This window comes from Actinospica robiniae DSM 44927 (assembly GCF_000504285.1).
Classification (GTDB): Bacteria; Actinomycetota; Actinomycetes; order Streptomycetales; family Catenulisporaceae; genus Actinospica; species Actinospica robiniae.
The window spans coordinates 1,213,054-1,234,436 of sequence record NZ_KI632511.1; the positions used below are offsets into that span (position 1 = coordinate 1,213,054).

Here is a 21,383-nt window from a genome sequence, read left to right on the forward strand (position 1 = left end):
TCGGCTCCGCCCGGCGGCTCTAGTAGACCTCGCCGCCGGACAGCGCCTGCTGCGCGTTGGCCTGGGTGAAGTGGTTGTCCTTGATGATCACCTTGTCGGCCACGCCGCCGGCGCCGTAGAAGGCCTCGAGCGAGGAGAAGGCCAGCGGGCCGAAGCGCGGGTTGGTCTCGATGTCGGCGTAGACGGTGCCGCTCGCGACGTCCTGCACGCACTGCTGGGTGCCGTCGATGGAGACGATCTTGATGTCCTTGCCCGGCGTCTTCCCGGCGGCCTTGATGGCCTGGATCGCGCCGAGGGCCATCTCGTCGTTCTCGGCGTAGACGGCGGTGATGCCCGGGTCGGCCTGCAGCAGCTGGGCCATCACGGTCTGGCCGTCGGTCTGGTCGAAGTTCGCGGTCTGCGAGGCGACCACGGTCAGGTTCGGGTACTTGGCCTTGACCTCGGCCTGGAAGCCGTTGGTCCGGTCGGTGGTGACGTTGTTGCCCGGCGTGCCGGAGAGGATGGCCACCTTGGCGGTGCCGTTGGTCGCGGTCGCCAGGTCGTCCGCGGCGATCTGCGCCTGGCCGTAGAAGTTCGAGCCGATGAAAGCGATGAAATCGCTGCACGCGGTGCCGTTCGCGGTGCGGTCGATGGTGAGCACCGGGATCTTCTTCTGCTTCGCCTCGGCCAGCGCCGGGCCGAGGCCGGCCGAGTTCTCCGGCGCCACGATCAGGACCTTGGCGCCCTGCGCGATCATGTCCTCGATCTGCGAGTTCTGGGCGTTCACGTCGGCGTCGGCGTTGCGCTGGATCAGCTTGATGCCCAGTGCCTTGGCCTGCGCGGTGATCGAGTCGGTCTCGGTGGCCCGGAACGGGTTGCTGGTCGACTCGGACTGGGAGAAGCCGACCACGGTCGAGCCGTCGGTCAGATCCAGCTTCGGCACGCCGCCGGCATAAGTCTGATACGTGCAGCCGGGGCCGGAGGCGGCCGCGCTGACCACCTGCTGGGCGCCGGCGGTGCCGGTGGCCGCGGCCGCGGTGTTCGAGCCGGTGGCCGACTTGGCGCAGGAGGCGGCGCCGGCCAGGCACAGGGCGGCCAGGGCGGCCGCGGCGACCGGACGGGTGGGGAGGGCGCTACGCGGAGAGCTGTGCATGGGATGGGGGTCACTTCCTCGTCAACGGATCAAAACACGCCTGACCGGCCGGTCGGCGCGGCGGAGGGAATCGCGGTGCGGGGTGCCCGTGAGGGAGCAAGGCATCGAAGCTGAGAAATTCCAACGATGCAGCGACATTGACGCACGGCCCTGAGACGCTGTCAAGCCCGCTATTTCCGGCGGAATCTGACCGGTGTGGACAGATATCGCGGCTCAGCTGCGGTGATTCCGGCGGCATTGGCCGAAAGCGCATCAGGTTCCGGAACCTGAAGGTGACGGATGCTTGACGCACCGTCAGGATCGTGTCTGAATAAGGACTTACATCGTTGTATCGGGCTGCCCGCACAGTCCGTCCGCGAGCCCGCCCACGGCACCACGAGTCCGCAACCCACAGCCCACAGCACCCTCAGCGCGCCCGAGCCCCCGTGGCCCCGGTCCAGCGGATGGAGACCGGGGCCACGGGTCGGGCGGCGTCCGCCACGACGCTTCCAAGCGCCCACGCACATCGGGAGGTACGCATGCGCAGAGCTCTGCTACCCCTGCTGGCCGCCTTTGCCGCGGCCCTTCCCCTGTTACTCGGCGCGGCCCCGCCGGCCGCCGCCGCCTCCGCCGTCTGCGCCCTGTACTGCGACACCCGCGACCCCTCGCTCGCGCAGCAGGAGACGTTCCCGACGGCGAACCTGAACGAGAACGGCCGCGTCATCGAACTGCACGTGGACGACGTGGACGCTATGGCCTGGGCCAGCATCGACGACGGCAAGCTGAACGACTCGGTGTGGATCGACCGTTCCTGGGACGGTGGGAGCACCTGGGACGGACTGCTCGGCCAGGCCTGGATCCCGAGTACGTGGACCGGAACCCGAACCCTGATGTACAACATGTACGACCCCTCCGATCACCGCCGCGCCGTCGTGCGCGCCTGCGGTGACGCCGCCGGCGTGGTCTGCACGAGCTGGGTCCACGCGCAGGTCTGCACGACCCGCTGCGACGGCGCCGCGAGCAGCGGCTCGACCGGCAACACCCAGCCGGTGCCCGACACCACGCTCAGCGGCCGCGACATCTCGCTGCACGTCGACTCCTCCGGCATGGCCTGGGCCTCGATCTCCGGCGGCGCGCCCGGCGACGAGGTGTGGCTGGACCGCTCCTGGAACGAGGGCTCGAGCTGGCCGGACGGCTCATCCGAAGGCCGGGTGAGCGTGCCGTCCGGCGCGACCGGGACGCAGACCGTCGAGATCAACATCGACGACACCCTCGGCCGGCTCTACGGCGGCGCCGTGCGCGCCTGCGGCCGAGCGGTCACCGGCCAGAACGGCAGCTGCACCGCCTGGGCCCGGTCCACCTCCGTGCGCACCAGCGCCGCCGCGGACGCGCTGATGTACTCCTACGACCCCTACAACGCCTGGTGGCCGTCGAGCTGGTGGAATTCCGCCGTCGCGCTGACCGCGATCATCGACTACACCCGGCAGACCGGCGACACCCGGTACGAGTGGATCGTCAACCGCACCTACCAGGTCGACCGGGTCGCCTTCCCAGCCGGCACCCGCAGCTCCGACGCGATCCAGGGCGACTTCATCAGCCAGGCCACCGATGACTCCGAGTGGTGGGCGATGGCCTGGATCGACGCCTACGACCTGACCGGCAACCAGGCTTACCTCAACGAGGCCGTCACCATCGCCGACTACGTCAATACCCTGTGGGACAGCTCCGGCACCTGCGGCGGCGGCGTGTGGTGGAACCAGCAGAAGACGTACAAGAACGCTGTCACGAACGGCCTCTACGTGCTGCTCACCGCTTCTCTGCACAACCGGATCTCCGGCGACACCGCCTGGCTCTCCCGCGCCACCACGGCGTGGAACTGGTTCCGCTCCAGCGGAATGATCAACTCGTCGGGGCTCGTCAACGACGGCCAGACGTCTTCGTGCACGAACAACGGCCAGACGGTCTGGAGCTACAACCAGGGCCTGGCGATCGGCGCGGCGGTGGAGATGTGGCACGCGACCGGCGACGCGTCGGACCTCAGCGAGGCGCGCTACCTCGCGAACTCGGCCATCGGCTCCTCCGCTCTGGTGACGAACGGCGTACTGACAGAGTCCTGCGACACACTTTCGGCGACCTGCGACGACAACCAGAAGCAGTTCAAGGGCGTGTTCGTGCGCTACCTCGCGGAGTTGAACAGCGCCGCCGGCGGTGCGTACACGACGTTCCTGGACGCCCAGGCGACGTCGATCTGGAACAACGACCGCGACTCGCTCAACCATCTGGGCGAACGCTGGTCCGGCCAGAGCTCCGGCTCGAACCCGAACGTCAGCGACTGGCGCACGCAGGCGAGCGCGCTCGAAGCACTGTTGGCGGCGCCATAGGAGGGATGAGCTTGCCGGCTGGCCCGGCGCGGCATCAGAGCACTGACTCCGCGCCGGGCCTCCGGCGTTGCGTGTATCAGGACTGCGCGAAGGTGAACCAGTTCACGTTCACGTAGTCCGCGGACTGGCCGCTGGAGAAGACCAGGTAGACCGTGTGCGTCCCGGTCACCTTGGAGATGTTGGCCGGGACGGTCTCCCAGGTCTGCCAACCGCCGGTCGAGCCGACGGCGAAGCTGCCGACGGGCGTCGCGGTCGGGCTGTCGATGCAGACCTCGATCAGTCCGCTGATGCCGGCGGCCGCGCCGGAGGCGACGCGCGCCTTGAACTGCGTGGCGCCGGCGGAGCCGAAGTTGACGTTGTTGTAGGCGAGCCAGCAGCCGTTGTGGATGTAGCCGACGTCCTGCCCGCCGCCGGTGTCCGTCGTCGTCTCGGTCTGGGTGCCGTTGCTGGAGCTGTAGCTCTCGGCCTGGATGGTCGAGTACGCGCTGATCGCGGTGCCGCCGGAACCGCCGGTCGCGGTGGCCGAGGCCGACGGGCTCGGAGTGGAGCCGGTGGCGGTGCCGCCGCCGACGGCCACGGTCCAGAGCACCGGGTTGCCGTCGGCGACGAACCCGGACTGGTCGACGCCGCCGTTCGGCGTCACGTCGTCGTACGGGAAGGCGTAGCCGCGGCCGTCGAGGTTCGCCGCGTGCACGATCCGGGCGTAGTGGTTGGTGATCGAGTTGGCGTAGTAGTTCGCCGGGTTCTCGCCGTCCGGCTGGTTCGTGTCGGTCAGCAGGGTGCTGCGGTTGAACGCCGCGCTGATCCGGGCGATCAGCGCGCCCATCTCGCCGGAGGCGTTGGCGAAGGGGCCGGTGCTGCAGCTGAAGATGTCGGCGGCCGAGGGCTGGGCGAAGCTGCCGACGCCCGGGAAGCTGAGCACGCCGCCGGAGACGCTGCCGTTCACGCTCCCCCAGGACGCCTGGGTGTCCACGGTCAGCGAGCTGCTCGCGTACTTGGACCAGACCTGGTTCACGTAGGACTGGTAGTAGCCGGAGAAGAGCGAGGAGTTCTTGACGATGCCGTTGTTCGGGCTCAGCGCCCGCAGGTTGGCACCGCTGGAGGAGGTCACCACCAGCTGGTTCCAGCCCGCGCCGTCGGCGTTGTGCTGCGCGATCAGGTTCGAGCAGACGGTGCTCAGCCCGTTGGCCGGCATGCCGGAGACCGACTGGACCGCGCCGGCGGAGTTGGTCAGCTTCAGCGAGATCGGCAGGCAGACGAAGTCGACGTAGCTGATGTTCGCGTACAGCTGCGCGCTGTTGAAGGTGAACTCGCAGAAATCCCAGGTGAGGTTGATGTTCGGGTCGGACGGGTTGGTCACCGACGGCTCGACCAGCGCCGGGCCGGGGTTGAGCAGGAAAGTGAGCGGGGCGCCGACGGAGAACCACAGCCGGCCGCCGGCGATGTGCGGGATGGTGATCGTGGTGGTGCTGCCGGGCGCGCCGAGCGGGATCGCGCAGTTGGCGCCGAGGGCCGAGCCGGTGGCGGACGGCGAGGAGGGGTAGTACGGGGTGTGCCCGTCGGCCTGCAGCAGCATCAGGGCATTGCCGTTGTCGATGGCGTTGCCGGTGACGTACGCATAAACGGTGGAGGAGGTGGTGGTGTTCTGCAACGCGATCTGCAGGGTGGAGGAGGTGGCCTGGGCCTTGGAGCCGAGCGCGCCGGCGCCGACGCCGAGAACGGAGCCGCCGACCGCGACGGCGGAAAGGGACAGCAGTTTTCTGCGATCGATCATGAGTGGGCCTTCCGCAGAATCTTTACAACGTTTACGGATGTGGGTGCCATCGAGTATGAGAGCGCTCTCCCAAGCCGTCAAGCGGTGTACCCCGGGATTCCGGAAACGTTTTCGGCGCTTAAGACTGACGCTAAGTCAGGCTTAAGGCGGCGCCGGTCGCGGCCGGCCGGCTCAGGCCGCGGTCACGCCGAGCGTGCTCTCCCGCACGACCAGCCGGTACGGCGACTCGATCTCCTTCGACCCCGCTCCCCGGTCCGCGTCGGTGCCGTCGATCCGGGCGAGGATCTGGCGTACCGCGGCGCGGGCGATCTCCGCCTTGTCCGGCGCGATCGTGGTCAGCGTCGGGGTGGAGTAGCGGCCGTCCTCGATGTCGTCGAAGCCGACGATCGCCACGTCCCGCGGCACGGCCAGGCCGCGGTGCAGCGCGACCCGCTGGGCGCCGAGCGCGAGCAGGTCGCTGAACGCGAACACCGCGTCCGGCGGCTCGGGCAGGTCGAGCAGCCGGGCCATCGCCGTGGCCCCGTCGGCCCGGTGGTAGAACCGGGTCGGGATCATCAGCGCCTCGTCGAGCGGCAGGCCGGCCTGCGCGAACGCCTCCCGGTACCCGCGGGTGCGCAGCATCGCGGTGCCGACGCCCTCCTGCACGCCTATGGCCGCGATCCGGGTGCGGCCCAGGGAGATCAGGTGCGCCGTGGCCTCCCGGGCCGCCGCCACGTTGTCGATCGCGACGTGGTCCACCCGCGCGGTGAACAGCTGCTCGCCGAGCAGCAGCACCGGGGCGGTGGTGCGCCGGGCCTCGAACTGCTCGGCGGTGAGCGAGAGCGGGCTGACGATCATGCCGTCGAAGCTCACCCCGCGCGGATCCTCCGTCACCAGTTCCCGCTCGCGCCGCTCGTCCCCGTCGGTCTGGTCGATCAGCACGGTGTAGCCCGCGGCCCGGGCCTCCTGCACGATCAGCCGGGCGAGCTCGGCGAAGTACGGCACGTCGAGCTCCGGCACGACCAGTCCGATGATTCCGGAGCGGCCCAGCTTGAGGTTGCGGGCCAGCAGGTTCGGGCGGTATCCGAGCTCGTCGATCGCCGCCTGGACCTTGGCCCGGGTCTCCTCGGCGACGTAGACGTAGTTGTTCACCACGTTCGAGACCGTGCGTACGGAGACGCCGGCCCGCAGGGCGACATCCTTGAGCGTCGACGCCATCGCAGCTCTCTCCTCGGGTAACGACCGGGCAAGGCGGCCGCGACAAGCCCGGAACCGTGCGTCGACCACCGAGAGCGAGGCTACCGTGTCACCGGCCCCACCGGCGGCGATCACCCCGGGAGCGCGGTAGCACCTCCCCGGCGCGTCGCCGGACGCGCGCGGACGCGGCGGCGCCCCGTCCCTTGACGAGCTTACTCCGATTTCGTATTATCCGAAATCGTGAAGTCCGCATCCGTGCCGCCACCCCGCTCGGCGCTCCTGGCCCTCCAGCGCGCCACGCACGCCACTCTGCAGCTGATCGCCACCGAACTCGTCGACCTCGACCTCAACCCCTCCGAGATCAACGCCCTCGCCAATCTCGCCGACGGCCGCGGCCGCACCGTCTCCCAGCTCGGAGCCGCCGTCGGGACGAAGCCCACCACGCTCACCAGCGTTCTCGACCGACTCGAACGCCGCGGCCACATCACCCGCACCACGCGCGCGGGCGACCGTCGTTCCGTCCTGATCGAGCTGACCGACTCCGGCCGCGACACCGCCGCCGTCATCACCAGGACTCTCGCCGACATCGAACGCCGCGCCCTCGGCGCCCTCTCCCCCGAGGCGGTCGCAGGCTTCTACGCCGTCCTGAACGCACTGACCGAGGAAGGCTCATGACCGCGCACGACACGCACCCCGAATCCCCGTTCCCGGAGTTCATGGCCGAGGTCATGGCCGGCGCTGAGCACTTCGCCCACCGCCAGCACGTGCACCTGACCTTCCTCGTGATCCGCCGTTATGGCACCTCGATGGCGATAGGCCTGGTCAGCAACGGCATTCAGATGGTGGCCCGCTACGCCGGCGCGCCTCAGAAGTACAACGCCACCGTCAGCCGCGCCTGGGTCGAGCTCATCGGCCACCACGTGGAGCACAGCGCCGCCACCGACTTCGAGACCTTCGCCGCACACAATCCGGAGCTCCTCGACAAGAGGCTGCTCACCCGGTTCTACCGCTCCGCGACCCTCGCCTGCGCCGAGGCCAGAACCGGCTGGATCGCGCCCGATCTCGCGCCATTCCCGTGGAACGCCGCCGACGCCTGACCGGGCGCGACTCCATGCCCTGCGTCAGCCGAGCAGGCCGCGCTTGTACGCCTCCGCGACGGCCGCCGCGCGGTCGCGCACGCCGAGCTTGGCGTAGGCGTGCAGCAGGTGCGTCTTGACCGTCGCCTCGCTGATGAACAGCCGCTTCGCCGCCTCGCGGTTGGTGGTGCCGGCCGCGACCAGTGCCAGAACCTTGAGTTCGCGTTCGGTCAGCTGCTGCTCGGGCGGGACCGCGGGCGTACGCACGCGCCCGATCAGCTTCTGCGCCACCGACGGCGCGAGCACGGCCTCGCCCCGATACGCGGCGTGCACGGCGCGGACCAGTTCGTCCCGCGGTGCGTCCTTGAGCAGGTAGCCGGTCGCGCCCGCCTCCACCGCCGGGAGCACGTCCTCGTCGCTGTCGAAGGTGGTCAACACCAGAACCCTGACCTCCGGGGCTCGCTCACGCAGCGTCCGGATCGCCTCGACCCCGCCCATCTTCGGCATCCGCAGGTCCATGAGCACCACGTCGACCTCGAGCGCGACGGCCCGATCCACGCCCTCGGCGCCGTCCGTGGCCTGGCCGGCCACCTCGAACGCGTCTTCGCTCTCGAACACCGCGCGCAGCCCGTCGCGCACGATCGGATGGTCGTCCACGATCAGGAGCCTGATCGGCTGCTCCTGGTCAGTCATGCCTGGCCCGCCTCGTTTCCCTGGTTCCGTTCATGGAAGTACAGCGCGGGCACGCTGGCGCTCACCGTCGTCCCGTCGCCCGGCGTGCTCTCGATCTCCAGGCTCCCGCCCACCTGCCGCAGCCGGTGGCGCATCGCCGACAGGCCGTAGCCGGTGCCGTTCGCGGGCGCGGGCTCGACGGCGTCGGGGTCGAAGCCCTTGCCGTCGTCCAGCACGTCCAGCGACACCTGGTCGTGCATGTATGTCAAGGTCATGCCGACGTGGGCCGCCTCCGCGTGCTTCGCCGTGTTCGCCAGCGCCTCCTGGGCCGCGCGGAAGAGCACGACCTCGAGCGCCGGCTGCAACGGCGAGGGCTCGCCGTCCACCTCGGCCCGGACCGGGATGCCGGAGGTCTGGGTCCACTGCTTGGCCAGGTCGCGCAGCGCCTCGGGCAGCCGGGCCGCCTCGAGCTGGCGCGGCCGCAGCGCCTGCACCGAGCGCCGGGCCTCGGCCAGCGACTCCCGCGCCAGCTCCTTGGCCAGGCCAAGATGACGGCGGCGGCGCGGCCCGTCGTGCTCGGCCAGGTCGGCCGCCTCGAGCTGCGCCAGGATCCCCATCAGGCCCTGGGCCAGGGTGTCGTGGATCTCCCCGGCCATCCGCTGGCGCTCGTCGAAGATGCCGGCTTCCCGGGCCTGGACCACCAGCTGAGCGTGCAGGCCGGCGTTCTCCTCCATCGTCTGGGCGAGCCGCCGGTTCGCCTCGGAGAGCTCGCCGATCTCCTTGATCCGCTGCTCGTTGCGCAGTTCCTCGTCCATCCCGGCCTTGGTCAGCATCCCCACGATGAACGTGTTCACCGCGAACAGGCCGAAGTAGGCAATCCACACCAGGCCGTGCAGCTGGGCGGTCCCGCCGACCTCGGACACCGCCATCAGCCCGGCGTTGGCGATCATGGCGGGCAGCTTCCACCAGCCCGGCACCAGCGCGACGAACAGGTATCCGCTCCACCCGAACACGGCGAAGAAGGGGTTGAGCAGGATCAGCCCGGCGATGCAGGCCAGCAGCCCGAGGTAGAAGACGGTGCCCCGCACCTTGCGCTCGTCGCGCTGGCGGATCGGGGTGTGCATGAGGGCCATCCACAGCGCCGCGACCGCCGAGAGGCCCACGGCCGCGACCCGGTACCCGGTCGACGAACTGCCCGTGACCAGTGCCAGACCGAGCGCGACGACGAGCGCCACATAGGGGAGGACCTTGGTGGTCGCCTCCATCTGGCGCTCGCGCTCCTGCGTATTCACTGCCTTCTCATTCCCAACGGAACAGCTTGGCGGCGGCGAATCCGCCCACCACAGTGTATCCGGCCAGTACCGCAAGGTGTTGCCAGAGCTGGCCCTGGCCGGCCCAGGCGTCCACCACCGCGCCGAAGGGCACGTACTCGCCGATGGTCTGCAGCACGTGCGGCAGCTGTGCGGTGGGCACGTACAGACCGGCGAAGAAGAAGTTGAGGATCATGAACGGCATGCCCATGCCGGCGGCCATTCCGCTGGTGGTGGCCACCGCGGCGGCGATCATGCCGACGGCCATCACGGCGGTGAAGCCGAGCAGGAACGAGCTGACCACAGCGCCCAGGTTGGACGGCATGTGCGCGCCGAACACGGCCGTGCCGAGCACGACGATGAGCACGATGCCGGCCAGTGCGAACGCCGAGAGGACGGCGACCAGCGCGGCGAGCATCCCGCCCGGCGGCACCGGGCTGACCGAGAAGCGGCGCAGCGCGTTGCGTTCCCGGAACGAGGCCATAATCGTCGGCAATCCGGAGCAGGCGATCAACAGCGGCACCATGGCGGCGATGGTCGGCACGTACACGTCGAGCGTGGTGCGCCCGCCGAGGGCGGCCACGGGCTTCTTGGCCCCCGGGATCGAGCCGAAGATGATCAGCAGCACCAGCGGCAGCAGGATCATCACGAAGATGCCCGGCTCGCGGCGCATCAGCTTCACGTGCATGCCCATCAGGGCGCGGAAGCCCCGGGCGGTCATCCGGCGGCCCTGGTGCGCGGGCGGCGCCGCGGCGATGGTCAACGCGGTCATCTTCTACTTCTCCTTGCTCTGCTCGGTGAGGTTGATGAAAGCGTCGTCCAGGCTGGACTGCTCGATCCGCAGCCCGCCGGCGATGATCTGACGGCGCGCCAGCAGCGAGGTGACAGCCTGGACCAGGTCGGCGCCGCCGGTGAGCTCGATCTGGCTGCCGTGGCGCTCCACGGTGGCGACGTCGGGCAGCGCGAGCAGGTCGGCGTCTTCGATCGGCGCGGAGGGGCGGAAGCGCATCCGCTGGCCGCCGCCGTTGCGGGCGGCGAGGCCGTCAGGCGTGTCGATGGCCACCACCCGGCCGTGGTCGATCAGGGCGAGGCGGTCGCACAGCCGCTCGGCCTCCTCCATGAAGTGCGTGACGAGCAGCACGGTCACCCCGTTGTCGCGCACCTGCTCGACCAGGTCCCAGGTCTCCCGGCGGGCGTGCGGGTCGAGCCCGGTGGTCAGCTCGTCGAGCACGACCACCTTCGGGTTGCCGACCAGGGCGAGCGCGATGGCCAGGCGCTGCTTCTGGCCGCCCGACAGCTTCTTGTAGCGGGCCGTGGCCTTCTCGGCCAGGCCGAGCCGGCGCAGCAGCGCGTCCACGTCGGCCGGGTCGCGGTAGAACGACGCGAACAGCGCCATCACCTCGCCCACCTGCAGCTTGTCCGGCAGACCGGCCTCCTGCAGCTGTACCCCGACGCTCTGGTGCAGCTCGTCCTTGTCGCTGATCGGGTCGAGCCCGAGGACCCGGACCCGGCCGGTGTCCGGGGAGCGCAGCCCGGAGATGCATTCGACGGTGGTGGTCTTCCCGGCGCCGTTGGGGCCGAGGATCCCGAAGATCTCCCCCTCCTGGACCGTGAACGTGACCTCGTCCACGGCCGTGACCTCGCCATAGCGCTTGTGCAGACGCTCGACCTCGATGACCGGCATCGTCCTCGTCCTCCCCGTTCGGCGGGTTCTCGTCTTGTTCCGACGTAGTCCACGATGCCGGTGAAGGGGGGTGCGCCGAATCGACCGGCCGGGTCGGACGATGGACCGACGCGGTGGAGTGCGGCATCCACCGATCGGTGGATGCCGCACTCCCCTGTTCGGACGCCCGGGTCAGTTGTAGCTGGTCAGGTCCTCCTTCTCCTGACCGGAGCCGACCCGGCCGCCGGTGCCGTTGATGACGTTGTCGATGGTTCCGCCTCCGCCGCCGCCGAGCGAGATCGTCACCATGTCGTTGAACTGCACGCCCGACGAGTTAGGTGCGGTGATAGCGTTCGCGGCCTGCACGCTCGTGTTCGTGAACAGGCAGTAGACACCCAGGCCGTAGGCATGGAAGTCGGTGACGGTGGAGTGGACGTTGAGCGAGACGTAGCCGTCCGAGGAGCCGTTCATCCAGGAGGACTGGTTGGGCGGGTCGTAGGGCATCTCGCTCTGGTAGAAGTAGATCGCTCCGCCGTTGCCGTTCCACTGGGTCTGAATGTGCTGATAATGCTCGACGGCGAGTCCGTACATGGTCACGTTCGCGCCGTTGACCGCCAGGCCGTTGGCCGCGGCGTTGGTGCTCCAGCCGACGGTTCCGCTGTTGCCGTGGTCGGCTCGCCACAGCCACAGGTCGTCACCGATGACGTTGTTGCTGTTGACCAGCAGTGATTCCGATGCCTGACCGACGGTCGCGCCGCCGATCCGGACGAAGACGTCCGAGAGCACGGTCGGGTCGCTCGCGTGGCTCGCGCTCGAACCGGTCGGGCCGATCTGCACCAGGGTGGCGGTGTTGGTAGTGCCGGCGTCGAAGAGCAGACCCGCGATCCGGATCCCGTTGACGTCGGCGGTGGACAGGATCGTGTTGCCGCCGTTGGACACCAGCGTCGCAATGCCCATACCCAGCACCACCGTGTCAGGGTTCGTCACGTTGATGGTGCCGTTGATCTGGTAGACGCCCGGGGTGAAGAGCAGGTCCTGCCCCGCCGCGAGCGCCGCGTTCATCTGGGCCACCGTGCTGCTCGGAGTGGCGATGTAGAAGTCGCTGATCGGCAGCGAGGTGCCCGCGGTGTTGCCGCCGGACCAGCTGGTGCCCTGGGAGTTGCTGCGGTCTCCGGGTACGAACACGTCCCAGTTCCCGGCGGAATCGATGTACAGGTAAGGCTTTTCGGCGATCGTCGGCGTCGAGCCGACGTTGGTGTCCGGCGGGCTCGGGAAGCTCTGCCCGGGCACGCCGGTGTCACCGACGAACACCATGTTCCAGCTCGAACTCGTCCAGCTGCCGAACTGGTCGTTGCGCGACAGGTACTGCTGCTGCGTCTCCGAGTTCACCTGCCCGGTGACCACCGAGTCGCTGATGAATCCGCCCGAGGCCCAGCCGTTGTCGTCGGCCAGCACCGCGTTGCCGATGATCTTTACCCGGCGCATGGGCGCGGCCTGGGACGCGGCCCATTCGGTGGAGCCGGAGGACGGGTCGATGGTGATGTTCTCCACGTCACGCCAGAAGTTCTGCGTAGCGTTGCCGCCGAACCAGCTCGCGTCGGTGTAGACCCCGCCGCCAGTGATCACCGTCTGGGTCGGGTTCTGGCCCAAACCGACGACCTCGGTGTAGAAGCCGACCGGCACGGTCACGTTGTAGGTGCCGGGCTCGAACGCCAGCTCGTAGCGCTGGGTGCCGAACTGGTTCGACTGCTGCGACGCGTAGACGGCGTTGATGTCGTTCTGGATCGTCGTGGTCGACATCGACGGGGTGAACACGTACACGTTGGGCCCGAACGCCGGAGTGGTACCGGAAGCCCCGCTGGTGGGGACCGTCCAGAACTCGCTCGCGCTGCTGTTGCAGGTGTAGACGTCGGCGGTCGCGTAGTTCGTGGTGGCCGAGCCGGTGACGCTCAAGCACAGGCCCGAGGCGCCTTCCACGAGGGTGCCGCCCGAGCCCACGCTCCACTGTTCGTAGGCGTCGCCGTCGCAGGTGTTGATGTCCGCGACGGTCTTGAGCACCGAGGAGTTGCCGGTGGCGCGCTGAGACAGAGCCCTGAATTGTTGTCGAGGACAGTGCCGTTCGACTCCAGCGTCCAGTTCTCGGCCGCGCTGCCGTTACAGGTGTAGAGATCGGCGCCGGCGCCGGCCGATGTGGAGGCGCCGGTGACGCTCAGGCACAGGCCCGAGTTGTTCCCGACGATCGTCCCGCTCGGGGGCGCGGCTGCCGCGTGCGCCGCGATCGGTCCCGCGATGCCGAGGCCGGCGGCTGTGGCCACGGCCGCGACGAAACCGATGACGCGGTTGCGCCAGGTGCGTGCGCGCGTCATCCGACCGTCCAATACTCGCTCACGCTGCTGTTGCAGGTGTAGACGTCGGCGGTCGCGTAGTTCGTGGTCGCGGCACCGGTGACGCTCAGGCACAGGCCGGTCGCGCCGTTGACGACGGTCCCGTCGGACTTCACCGACCACTGCTCGTACCCGTCGCCGTCACAGCTGTTGATGTCGGCGGTGGACTTCACCGCGGAGGAGTTGCCGCTGATGCTCAGGCAGAGCCCTGAGTTGTTGCCGGTGATGGTCCCGTTGCTGTTGACCTTCCAGTTCTCACTCGCGCTGCCGTTGCAGGTGTAGAGGTCGGCGGTCGCGCCGGCCGAGGTGGACGCGCCGGTGACGCTCAGGCAGAGACCTGAGTTGTTTCCCACGATGGTCGAGTTGGTGCCGCCTCCGCCGGAGCTCGTGCCGGTGATCTTGTTGAAGATCGACGAGTACTGGTACCCGGTGCCCTTGTCGTATTCGTCGACCTCCCAGAAGGCGAGCTCGCCGACACCCTTGCCCGCGGCGAAGCTCTCCAGCGAGCTCGCGTTGGAGGTGGTGAAGTTCTCGTTGTCGTCGTTCTTGCCCGCGATCGGGGTCAGGCCCATCATGTTGTACGCGGCCGTGGTGGAGATGCCGTAGAGGCTCGCGAGCTGGCTCGCGGTGCCCACGGCCGCCGACTCGGCGTCGTTCAGGGCGTTCTGCCCGTCGCCGAAGTCCATCGTCATGATGTTGACGACGGAGACCTTCACGCCCTTGGACTTGGCGTCCTGCAGCAGCGCGTACTCCGAGCCGGTGCCGGTGGGCAGGCCGTCGGGGTCGACCGCGAGGGTGAAGTCCACCTGAACCGCCGGGTCCTCGGCCTGCAACGCGGCCAGCGCCTGGTCGCGACGGGCCGTCGAGGCGGTGTCGGAGAGCACGCCGCCTTCGATGTCGAAGTCGAGCCGGGTGGCGCCGGTGGTGTTGACCACGTTGAGATAAGCGGCCGTCAGCGACGAGACGCTGGTGCAGGTCTGCGCCAACTCACCGCCCTCGGCGCCGCCGAACGAGACGATGACGTTGCCGCCGGCCGCCTGCAGCGAACTGATCTGCGAGTTGAACTGTCCGACGCCGTAGCCGCCGTCCTCCCACTCCGGCGTGCAGCCGGATTTCGGGGTGAGGAACGCGAGCGTGTAGTACTTCAGGCCGGTGGCGGCCATGTCGGCGGCCATGTCGCCGGAGTCCGAGGTGGAGATCTGGAGGTAGGGCGCGGCGTAGTGCGCCGGAAGCGCGCTGGCGGCCTCGGCCGGCCCGGCGGCGAGCAGCGGGACCGCGCCGCCGACGGCGACGACGGTGCCGGCGGTCAGCAGCGGCAGGCTCCGCCGCAGCCGCGTTCCGATTCTACGTATGAACATGGGTATGATCGACCCTTTCGATGAAAGGCGGCCGGCGGGCGGGTACGCGCCGGTCGGGGGGCTGCACGCGCGCCGTCCGTGAACGGAACGGTGGCGGCCGTGCCAGCGATTGCAGCAGCGCGGCGCGGGGCGGTCAACGGGCCGGAGTAAGAAAGGTTTACACCACTGCGGATTGTTATCGTTCGGAGATGTAACAGAGCCTTGTTTCAGTGGTCTTCGAACCCTGCCGCGCGGACCCGTTGACGCCGCCGTTTCCGCCCTCTATCGTGACGTTGTTCAGCACCGTGGCCAGAGTTCATATATATAAACCCTGATCATGCTCCCACCGAGCGGAATCCACGACATGATCCGAACCCCCGCGCAACCCCCGGAAGCTTTCATCCCGCCCCGCCCGCGCCCACACCCCGGCGCTGCGGCTTCGAGTCCTTAGATCACCCGCTGTCCCGTGCTCCTTGCGCATCGTCACCTCGACGGGAAGGGTTGGCCCGGATGCACCTGACCGACCCGGACCCCGATCATCGAGAGTGAAAGGACAACCCTTGCGTCGACCAGTGCGTTCCGCCCGCCGTCTGGCGGGTTTCGTCGCGCTCACGCTCGCGCTCGGCCTGTCCCCGCAGGCCTCGCACGCGGACTCCGGCGACACCGCCGCCGTAAGCGGCTCAGCCGCTCAGCACACGGATAACGGCTTCTCCCCCACCGGGCCGTGGAACACACCGCTGCCGGCGGACGTGCCGCTGGCGCCGAACTCGCAGGCGATCGTGAACAACCTCGTGCAGGACGCACGCGGCAGTTACGGACTCTGGGCGGTGAACACCGACACCTACTCCGCGCCGATCTACTACGTCGACGCCGACACGCCGACGACCACATGGACCTACTCCGACTGCCAGAACCTGCCGCAGCTCGCACCGGTGATCGCCGACTCGCTCACCGACGTGCCCACCCCGGCCGGGATGGTGGTCTCGCAGGGCACGGACGAGTCCGTGGCCATCTACCAGCCGTCCACCGACACCTACTGGGACTTCTGGCGGGCCCAGCAGGACGCGGACGGGAACTGGTCCGCCTGCTGGGGCGGCAAGATCGAGCACTACTCCGCCAACCCCGGAATCTTCGACAACCCCCTGGGCGCGAGCGCCTCCGGGCTGCCCTTCGGCGCGTACCTGATCCGACCGGACGAGCTGGCGCGCGGCCACATCGACCACGCGATCAACCTCGAGACCGTGCACACCCAGGCCGGCTGCTTCTCCTGGCCGGCCACCCGCGACGACGGCAACACCGCCGGCGCGGACTACCCGTGCGAAGGCCAGCGCTTCCGGCTCGACCCGGCCTTCAACGTCAATACCCTGCTGAACCCGGCGGCGCGCACCATCGCCCGCGCCATGCAGCAGTACGGACTGATCCTGACCGACACCGCCGGCGCGCTGGTCACCCAGGCCGAGGACCCGCGGCCGCTGGAGGCGGCGAACGGCGGAGCCGATCCGTACGACAAGCTGTTCGATCCGACCGGGCTCGGGCTCATCCCGGAGAGCGTCTCGCGCTACCTCGTCCTGATCGGCATCCCGATCAGCCGGCTGCAGGCCCTGCCGCTGAACTACGGCGAGCCGACCGGCTAGGTGTACTGCCTAGGGCCGTCCTGGCCCGCGGCGCGCCAGAATATCCGCATAGCTCACTTTCCGGGCGATCTGACCTACGATGTTCGGCCGTGCCCAACATCATGTGGACGTGGCAGCAGGCGACGGTGATCTCCGCGGTCCTGGCTGCCGGGTGGGTCCTGCTGACCCGCCGCGGGCTGTGGCTCCGAGCGCAGCCCACCATCCACGAGCTCGCCCTGATCATCGGACTGTACGCACTCTGGCAGCTGGCCGGGGCGCTCGCCTCCGGCAGCGCCCCGGACGCGATCGTGCGCGGGCGGTGGATCTGGGACGCCGAGCGCACCTTATATCTGCCGAGCGAAGTGTGGCTGCAGAGCCTGATCCTGCCGCACCCGCTGCTGGCGGAAGCCGCCAACCTCTACTACTACGCCGCTCACTTCACGGTCCTGATCCTCTTCCTGATCTGGCTGTTCATCAGGCACCGGGACGCCTACCCGCGCTGGCGCACCACGTTGGGCATCGTCACCACCGCGTGCTTCCTCATCCAGTTCCTGCCGGTCGCGCCGCCGCGGCTGGTCCCGGGCATCCGCGTGGTCGACACCGCCGCGCTCTACCACCAGTCGGTCTACGCCACGAGCGTCGGGTCTGCCGACGAACTGTCCGCGATGCCCTCGGTGCACGTGGCGTGGGCGCTCTTCGTCGCGGTGTGCGCATTGCGGGTGACCACCTCGCGTTGGCGCTACCTCGGCATCGTGCACGCCGTGCTGACGACCTGGGTGGTGGTCGTGACGGGCAATCACTACTGGGGCGACGCCATCGTCGCGGCCGCGCTGTTCGTGCTGACCCTGGCCGCGCAGCGCTGCACGCGGGCGCTGTGGCCCCGCGTGTCGCCGGGGCTGCGCACGCGGGTGGAGGCGTGGAGCAGCACCAGCCGCTGGGGCGTGCGCACGACCCGCGAGGGCGGCGGCGGTGACGGCGGACACGTGTGATCATCTCGTTTTTCCGTCATCCGCGCCGGGAAGGCTCTCACCGTGATCGAGCGTATGGGAGACGTCGAGGTCCTTTCTCACTCCGGCACCGACCTACTGACCGACCCGTCCTGGGACGCCTTCGCGGTGGCCGAGGGGACGGTCTTCCACACCCGGCGCTTCCTGCTCTCCTGGTGGAGCGACCGGCTGGCCAAGAACCCCGCGTCCCGGCTCATCGGGGTGAGGCTGCACGACGGCGAGCACCTCGTCGGCGTGTGCGCGTTCGAACTACACGACGGCACACTCGCGTTCGCGGGCGGCCGCGACGTGGTCGACTACATGGGTCCGATCGCCGAAGCCGGACGGGAGAAGGAGGTCGCCGCCGCGCTGGCGCGTTGGATCTTCGAGACCCCGGGCTGGAGCCGGATCGAGCTCGCCGGCCTCGTGCAGGACGACCCGGTCGCCCGGGCCCTGGCCGACGAGATCTGCCGCCTCGCTCCGGAAGCCGTCATCGCCCCCTACGATCAGGCACCCCGGATCGAGAAGGCCCCCGAGGGCTACCTGCCGATGCTCAACTCCAAGCGCCGCGCCGACATCCTGCGCAAGCGCAGAAGCCTGAGTGAGGCGGCTGGTGCCCTCGAGCTCGTCGACTCCACCAGCGCCAACATCGACGCGGCGGCCCGGCTCCTGCTGGAGTGGAAGGCGGCCGCAGACCCGGAGATGGCCTCGTTCGTGGCCGAATACGGCGGCTTCGTCCGCGGCATGCTGGCCGAACTCGCCGCAGCAGAGGCCGGCTACGTCGTCGAGCTGCACGCCGACGGCCGCCCGATCGCGTCGGTCATCCTGCTACGCCACCGCGACACCGCGGCCATATATAACATGGCCTACGACATGTCCCTCGCGGCCCCGGGCACGGGACTGGCCCCTGGCGTGGTGCTGATCTCCCTGCTGATCGAACGCAGCCTGGAGCAGGGGCTGAGGTTCGACTTCCTCAAGGGCGCGCAGGACTACAAGCTGCGTCTCGGCGGCGTGCCGGTCGACCTCGTCGCCATCACCGTCGAACGCTGAGCCAGGAGTGGAGCAGGCGGATGCGGTTCGGCTACATCGGTTCGATGAAGGTCAAGCCCGGGCACCGCGCCGAGGTGGCCGCGGCCCTCGTCGACGGGTCCGAAGGGCTGCGCGCGGCCGGCTGCGACCTGTACGTGGTCACCGAGTCGGCCACCGACGAGGACACCATCTGGGTCACCGAGGTGTGGAAGAGCAAGGAACACCACGACGCCTCGCTCCAGCTGCCCGAGGTCGCCGCCGCGATCAGCAAGATGATGCCGCTGTTGACGGGTGAGTTCACCCAGCAGCAGACCCGCGTGCTCGGCGGCCTCGGCCTCTGATCCGGCGGCGCTCAGCTCTCGTCGAACTCAGCTCTCGTGGAACACAGAGACACGGCCTAGTTCGGGTGCCGTGCCGCCGGCACCGCGCCGGCGGGGACCGGCCCGGCCAGCCCCGGCTGCGGGTTCGCGCTCTTGAGCGCATCGAACGCGGTGCGGATGGTCCCGATCATGGTGTGGACCTCTCCGCGCGCCTTCTCCAGCGCGCCCTCCACCTGCACCCCGAACGCCATCCCGAAGGCCTTGAGGAAGTCGAGCTGCCCCTCGAGCGCGGTCAGCGAGGAGGAGAGCTCCTCGCTGCGCCGCTGGAACGCGCCCTCGGCCGCGAGCAGGCCCTGCCGGTGACCCTCGTTCACCGTGGCCTGATACTGGTTGCGCGCGTACTCGGTGACGTTGCGCACGTACTCCTCGGCCGCCCGGATCTGCTCCTCGGCCTGCTGCTGGGCCATCGAGATCGCGTTCACCGCGGCCGCGGTCACCTGCCGCTCCGGCATCGCCGGGGCGGCCGCCGGGACCGCGCCCGGCTGCGCGTCCGGGGAGCCGGCCGCGGCCAGGTAGGTCTGGCGCAGCTGCGCGGTCAGATCGTCGTTGCGGGCGCGCAGTTCGAACTCGACGTCGGTCGCCGTCTGCAGCTCCGCCAGCACCCGCCGCTTGAACCGCTGCACGCCCTCCTCGTCGTAGCCGCGGCGGGTCATGCTCGCGCGCGGGAACTCCCACGACTCGACCTGATCCGCCGTCAGTCGCGCGGGTCGCCTTGCCGAGCTCTCGTACTCGCTGAAGCTCACGGCTGACTCTCCTCCAGATGGATGGCCCCCGGGATCACTCCCGCCTCCTTCAACCGCCCCACGGTGTGCTGGCACATCGGGCTCGATCCCACGATGAACACCTCGTGCCCCGGCCAGGCCCCGGCCCCCGCCGCGACGTCGCCGACCAGGCCCCGTGCGCCTTCCCAGGACATCTCATCGGAGACCACCGGCACCACGGTCAACCACGGGTTGCGCTCCGCCAGCGCCTGCAGGCGCGGCAGGTCGTACAGGTCCGACGCGATCCGCGCGCCGTAGAACAGCGCCACCGAGCGGCCGTGGCCGGGCGTGGCGGCGAGCTCCTCGACCAGCGCGCGCAACGGCGCGATGCCGGTGTTCGCGCCGATCAGCAGCAGGTGCGAGTCCGGCGCGGTGGACCGCAGCGTCAGCGCGTGGCCGACCGGCGGTCCGAGCCGCACCCGGTCGCCCACCCCCATGACGCTCACCAGCTGCCAGGAGACGGTGCCGACCAGCTTGATGTGCAGCTCGATCGTGTTGTCCGAACGGGGCGGGTGCGCCGGGGTGTAGAACCGCCAGCGGGCCGGGGCCATCGCGGTCTCGAGCGTCATCGACTGCCCGGCCAGATACGGGAAGGGGTCCCGGGTGGCGATGGTCACCCGGGCGATGTCGCGCCGGCCGCCCAGGATCTCGTGGGCCACGATCTCGGCGTCCCACCAGGGCGGGGTGGACTTCTCCGCCTCGGCCGCCGCGTCGATCATCACCTGGGAGACGATGCCGTACGCCTCGGTCCAGTTCGCCGCCACCGACGGGGTCCAGTCCGCGCCGAGGAAGTGCTCGAGCGTGGCCAGCAGACTGGCGCCGACGGCCGGGTAGTGCGCCGGCGCCACGTCGAACTTACGGTGGTCACGGCCGAGGCCCTGCAGGAACGGGATGGCCGCGCCGAGGTCGTCGACGTTGGCCACCACCGCCCCGAGCGCGCCGACCAGCCGGTCGCGTTGGGCCGCCATGGACGGCGGGAACATCGGCCGCACCTCCGGGTGGCTCAGGAACAGGTGGCTGTAGAAGTACAGCGGGACCTGTTGCCCGTACTGGGTCACCTTCGCCCAGGAGTTGCGCAGTATGTCCGGTTCGATCACGAGCTACTCGCTTTTTCTGCGGCTGGTCGGCGGACGCTCAGGCGGCCGGGGAGATCACGTAGGGCGCGACCGCCTCGAGGGCCGCGACGATGGTGGAGACGATGTCCGCCTCGACGTCGAAGGCGTCGAGCGCGCCGAGCAGCACCTCGCCGGTGCGCTTGTAGTCCTCGGGGGAGACACCCAGGTTCGCGTGCGCGCCGGTGAGGTAGGCGGCCAGGTCGAGCTCCTTGGCGCCGGGACCGCCGAGCACCACCTTGAGCACCTCGGCCAGGTGCGGCTTGATGTTGTCCACGGACCGGTCGGCGAAGTACGCGGCCAGCTGCGGCTCGGCCAGCATGTCGACATAGAAGCGGTCGAGCACGGCCCGAACCGCCGGCGCGCCGCCGACCCGCTCCCACTGCGAGGGAACGGTTGCCACGTCTGCCATGGGTTTCTTCCTTCCATGAATCCACCACAGGAACCGGATTTGTGAGTAAACAGCCTGACGGCAAGCCCGGGCCCTGAAAACGCATGGAGCATAGCAGCGGAGCATACGATGAGATGGCCTTATTCGTGCCCTCATAGGGGACATTTCCGACCGCTCCGCAGCGGAGTCCGAGATCTCAGATGGCGGAATATCCCCGCCGCCGCCAG

At 69.4% G+C, this 21,383-nt stretch carries 20 protein-coding genes; 7 read left to right on the plus strand and 13 right to left on the minus strand.

Features of this window, described 5'->3' with window-relative positions:
- Window positions 1-19 precede the first annotated feature (19 nt).
- Entirely contained in the window at window positions 20-1,132 is a 1,113-nt protein-coding gene (locus tag ACTRO_RS05230; protein WP_034261541.1) for an ABC transporter substrate-binding protein, read from the minus strand.
- 518 nt (window positions 1,133-1,650) lie between these two features.
- Between ACTRO_RS05230 and ACTRO_RS05235 the strand changes: the two genes are divergently transcribed.
- A complete protein-coding gene (locus ACTRO_RS05235; RefSeq protein WP_034261543.1) occupies window positions 1,651-3,492 on the plus strand; it encodes a glycoside hydrolase family 76 protein in 1,842 nt (613 codons plus the stop codon).
- A 76-nt stretch (window positions 3,493-3,568) separates the two neighbouring features.
- Here ACTRO_RS05235 and ACTRO_RS05240 read toward each other — a convergent pair whose 3' ends face one another.
- Together ACTRO_RS05240 and ACTRO_RS05245 are read right to left on the minus strand one after the other, a co-directional pair.
- Window positions 3,569-5,266: a beta-1,3-glucanase family protein gene (locus ACTRO_RS05240; RefSeq protein WP_034261545.1), complete on the minus strand. Its 1,698-nt coding sequence runs from the start codon at window positions 5,264-5,266 to the stop codon at window positions 3,569-3,571.
- A gap of 171 nt (window positions 5,267-5,437) precedes the next feature.
- The gene (locus ACTRO_RS05245; RefSeq protein ID WP_034261547.1) at window positions 5,438-6,463 is read right to left on the minus strand and encodes a LacI family DNA-binding transcriptional regulator; all 1,026 of its coding nucleotides are present in this window, start codon (window positions 6,461-6,463) and stop codon (window positions 5,438-5,440) included.
- Window positions 6,464-6,682: 219 nt separating this feature from the next.
- Between ACTRO_RS05245 and ACTRO_RS05250 the strand changes: the two genes are divergently transcribed.
- Together ACTRO_RS05250 and ACTRO_RS05255 are read left to right on the plus strand one after the other, a co-directional pair.
- Window positions 6,683-7,117, plus strand: a complete 435-nt coding sequence (locus tag ACTRO_RS05250; RefSeq protein WP_034261549.1) for a MarR family winged helix-turn-helix transcriptional regulator — start codon at window positions 6,683-6,685, stop codon at window positions 7,115-7,117.
- Window positions 7,114-7,539, plus strand: coding sequence for a hypothetical protein (locus ACTRO_RS05255; protein ID WP_034261551.1), 426 nt, complete (start codon window positions 7,114-7,116; stop codon window positions 7,537-7,539). The genes ACTRO_RS05250 and ACTRO_RS05255 overlap by 4 nt, the downstream gene beginning before the upstream one ends.
- Before the next feature lie 24 nt (window positions 7,540-7,563).
- On the opposite strand, the gene ACTRO_RS05260 is transcribed toward ACTRO_RS05255, so the two are convergent.
- The 7 genes from ACTRO_RS05260 to ACTRO_RS05285 all read right to left on the minus strand — a co-directional run bounded on the left by ACTRO_RS05260 (window position 7,564) and on the right by ACTRO_RS05285 (window position 14,905).
- A complete protein-coding gene (locus tag ACTRO_RS05260; RefSeq protein ID WP_034261553.1) occupies window positions 7,564-8,211 on the minus strand; it encodes a response regulator in 648 nt (215 codons plus the stop codon).
- Window positions 8,208-9,482, minus strand: coding sequence for a sensor histidine kinase (locus tag ACTRO_RS05265; RefSeq protein WP_211244106.1), 1,275 nt, complete (start codon window positions 9,480-9,482; stop codon window positions 8,208-8,210). Before ACTRO_RS05265 ends, ACTRO_RS05260 begins: the two co-directional genes overlap by 4 nt.
- 7 nt (window positions 9,483-9,489) lie before the next feature.
- A complete protein-coding gene (locus tag ACTRO_RS05270; RefSeq protein WP_034261555.1) occupies window positions 9,490-10,272 on the minus strand; it encodes an ABC transporter permease in 783 nt (260 codons plus the stop codon).
- Window positions 10,273-10,275: 3 nt separating this feature from the next.
- A complete protein-coding gene (locus ACTRO_RS05275) occupies window positions 10,276-11,184 on the minus strand; it encodes an ABC transporter ATP-binding protein (RefSeq protein WP_034261557.1) in 909 nt (302 codons plus the stop codon).
- Window positions 11,185-11,355: 171 nt separating this feature from the next.
- Entirely contained in the window at window positions 11,356-13,221 is a 1,866-nt protein-coding gene (locus tag ACTRO_RS05280; RefSeq protein WP_245594301.1) for an RICIN domain-containing protein, read from the minus strand.
- Window positions 13,113-13,529: an RICIN domain-containing protein gene (locus ACTRO_RS49460; protein WP_245594302.1), complete on the minus strand. Its 417-nt coding sequence runs from the start codon at window positions 13,527-13,529 to the stop codon at window positions 13,113-13,115. Before ACTRO_RS49460 ends, ACTRO_RS05280 begins: the two co-directional genes overlap by 109 nt.
- The gene (locus ACTRO_RS05285; RefSeq protein ID WP_034261559.1) at window positions 13,526-14,905 is read right to left on the minus strand and encodes a ricin-type beta-trefoil lectin domain protein; all 1,380 of its coding nucleotides are present in this window, start codon (window positions 14,903-14,905) and stop codon (window positions 13,526-13,528) included. The genes ACTRO_RS49460 and ACTRO_RS05285 overlap by 4 nt, the downstream gene beginning before the upstream one ends.
- Before the next feature lie 539 nt (window positions 14,906-15,444).
- On the opposite strand from ACTRO_RS05285, the gene ACTRO_RS47940 reads away from it, so the two are divergent.
- From ACTRO_RS47940 to ACTRO_RS05305, 4 genes are all read left to right on the plus strand, one after another.
- Window positions 15,445-16,518, plus strand: coding sequence for a DUF4124 domain-containing protein (locus ACTRO_RS47940; protein ID WP_169739819.1), 1,074 nt, complete (start codon window positions 15,445-15,447; stop codon window positions 16,516-16,518).
- An 89-nt stretch (window positions 16,519-16,607) separates the two neighbouring features.
- Window positions 16,608-17,486 carry a phosphatase PAP2 family protein gene (locus ACTRO_RS47945; RefSeq protein ID WP_051450349.1) on the plus strand — a complete coding sequence of 293 codons (879 nt, stop codon included), beginning with the start codon at window positions 16,608-16,610 and terminating at the stop codon, window positions 17,484-17,486.
- A 42-nt stretch (window positions 17,487-17,528) separates the two neighbouring features.
- A complete protein-coding gene (locus tag ACTRO_RS05300) occupies window positions 17,529-18,533 on the plus strand; it encodes a GNAT family N-acetyltransferase (RefSeq protein ID WP_157435791.1) in 1,005 nt (334 codons plus the stop codon).
- Window positions 18,534-18,553: 20 nt separating this feature from the next.
- On the plus strand, window positions 18,554-18,853 hold the full coding sequence (locus tag ACTRO_RS05305; RefSeq protein WP_034261563.1) for a putative quinol monooxygenase: 300 nt from the start codon (window positions 18,554-18,556) through the stop codon (window positions 18,851-18,853).
- A gap of 56 nt (window positions 18,854-18,909) precedes the next feature.
- Here ACTRO_RS05305 and ACTRO_RS42795 read toward each other — a convergent pair whose 3' ends face one another.
- The 3 genes from ACTRO_RS42795 to ACTRO_RS05320 are packed head-to-tail and all read right to left on the minus strand — an operon-like array spanning window position 18,910 to window position 21,177.
- Window positions 18,910-19,635: a hypothetical protein gene (locus tag ACTRO_RS42795; protein WP_051450350.1), complete on the minus strand. Its 726-nt coding sequence runs from the start codon at window positions 19,633-19,635 to the stop codon at window positions 18,910-18,912.
- Complete coding sequence (locus tag ACTRO_RS05315) at window positions 19,632-20,750, minus strand: globin domain-containing protein (protein WP_063627926.1); 1,119 nt, start codon at window positions 20,748-20,750, stop codon at window positions 19,632-19,634. The genes ACTRO_RS42795 and ACTRO_RS05315 overlap by 4 nt, the downstream gene beginning before the upstream one ends.
- A gap of 37 nt (window positions 20,751-20,787) precedes the next feature.
- The gene (locus ACTRO_RS05320; RefSeq protein WP_034261565.1) at window positions 20,788-21,177 is read right to left on the minus strand and encodes a group I truncated hemoglobin; all 390 of its coding nucleotides are present in this window, start codon (window positions 21,175-21,177) and stop codon (window positions 20,788-20,790) included.
- Window positions 21,178-21,383 lie beyond the last annotated feature (206 nt).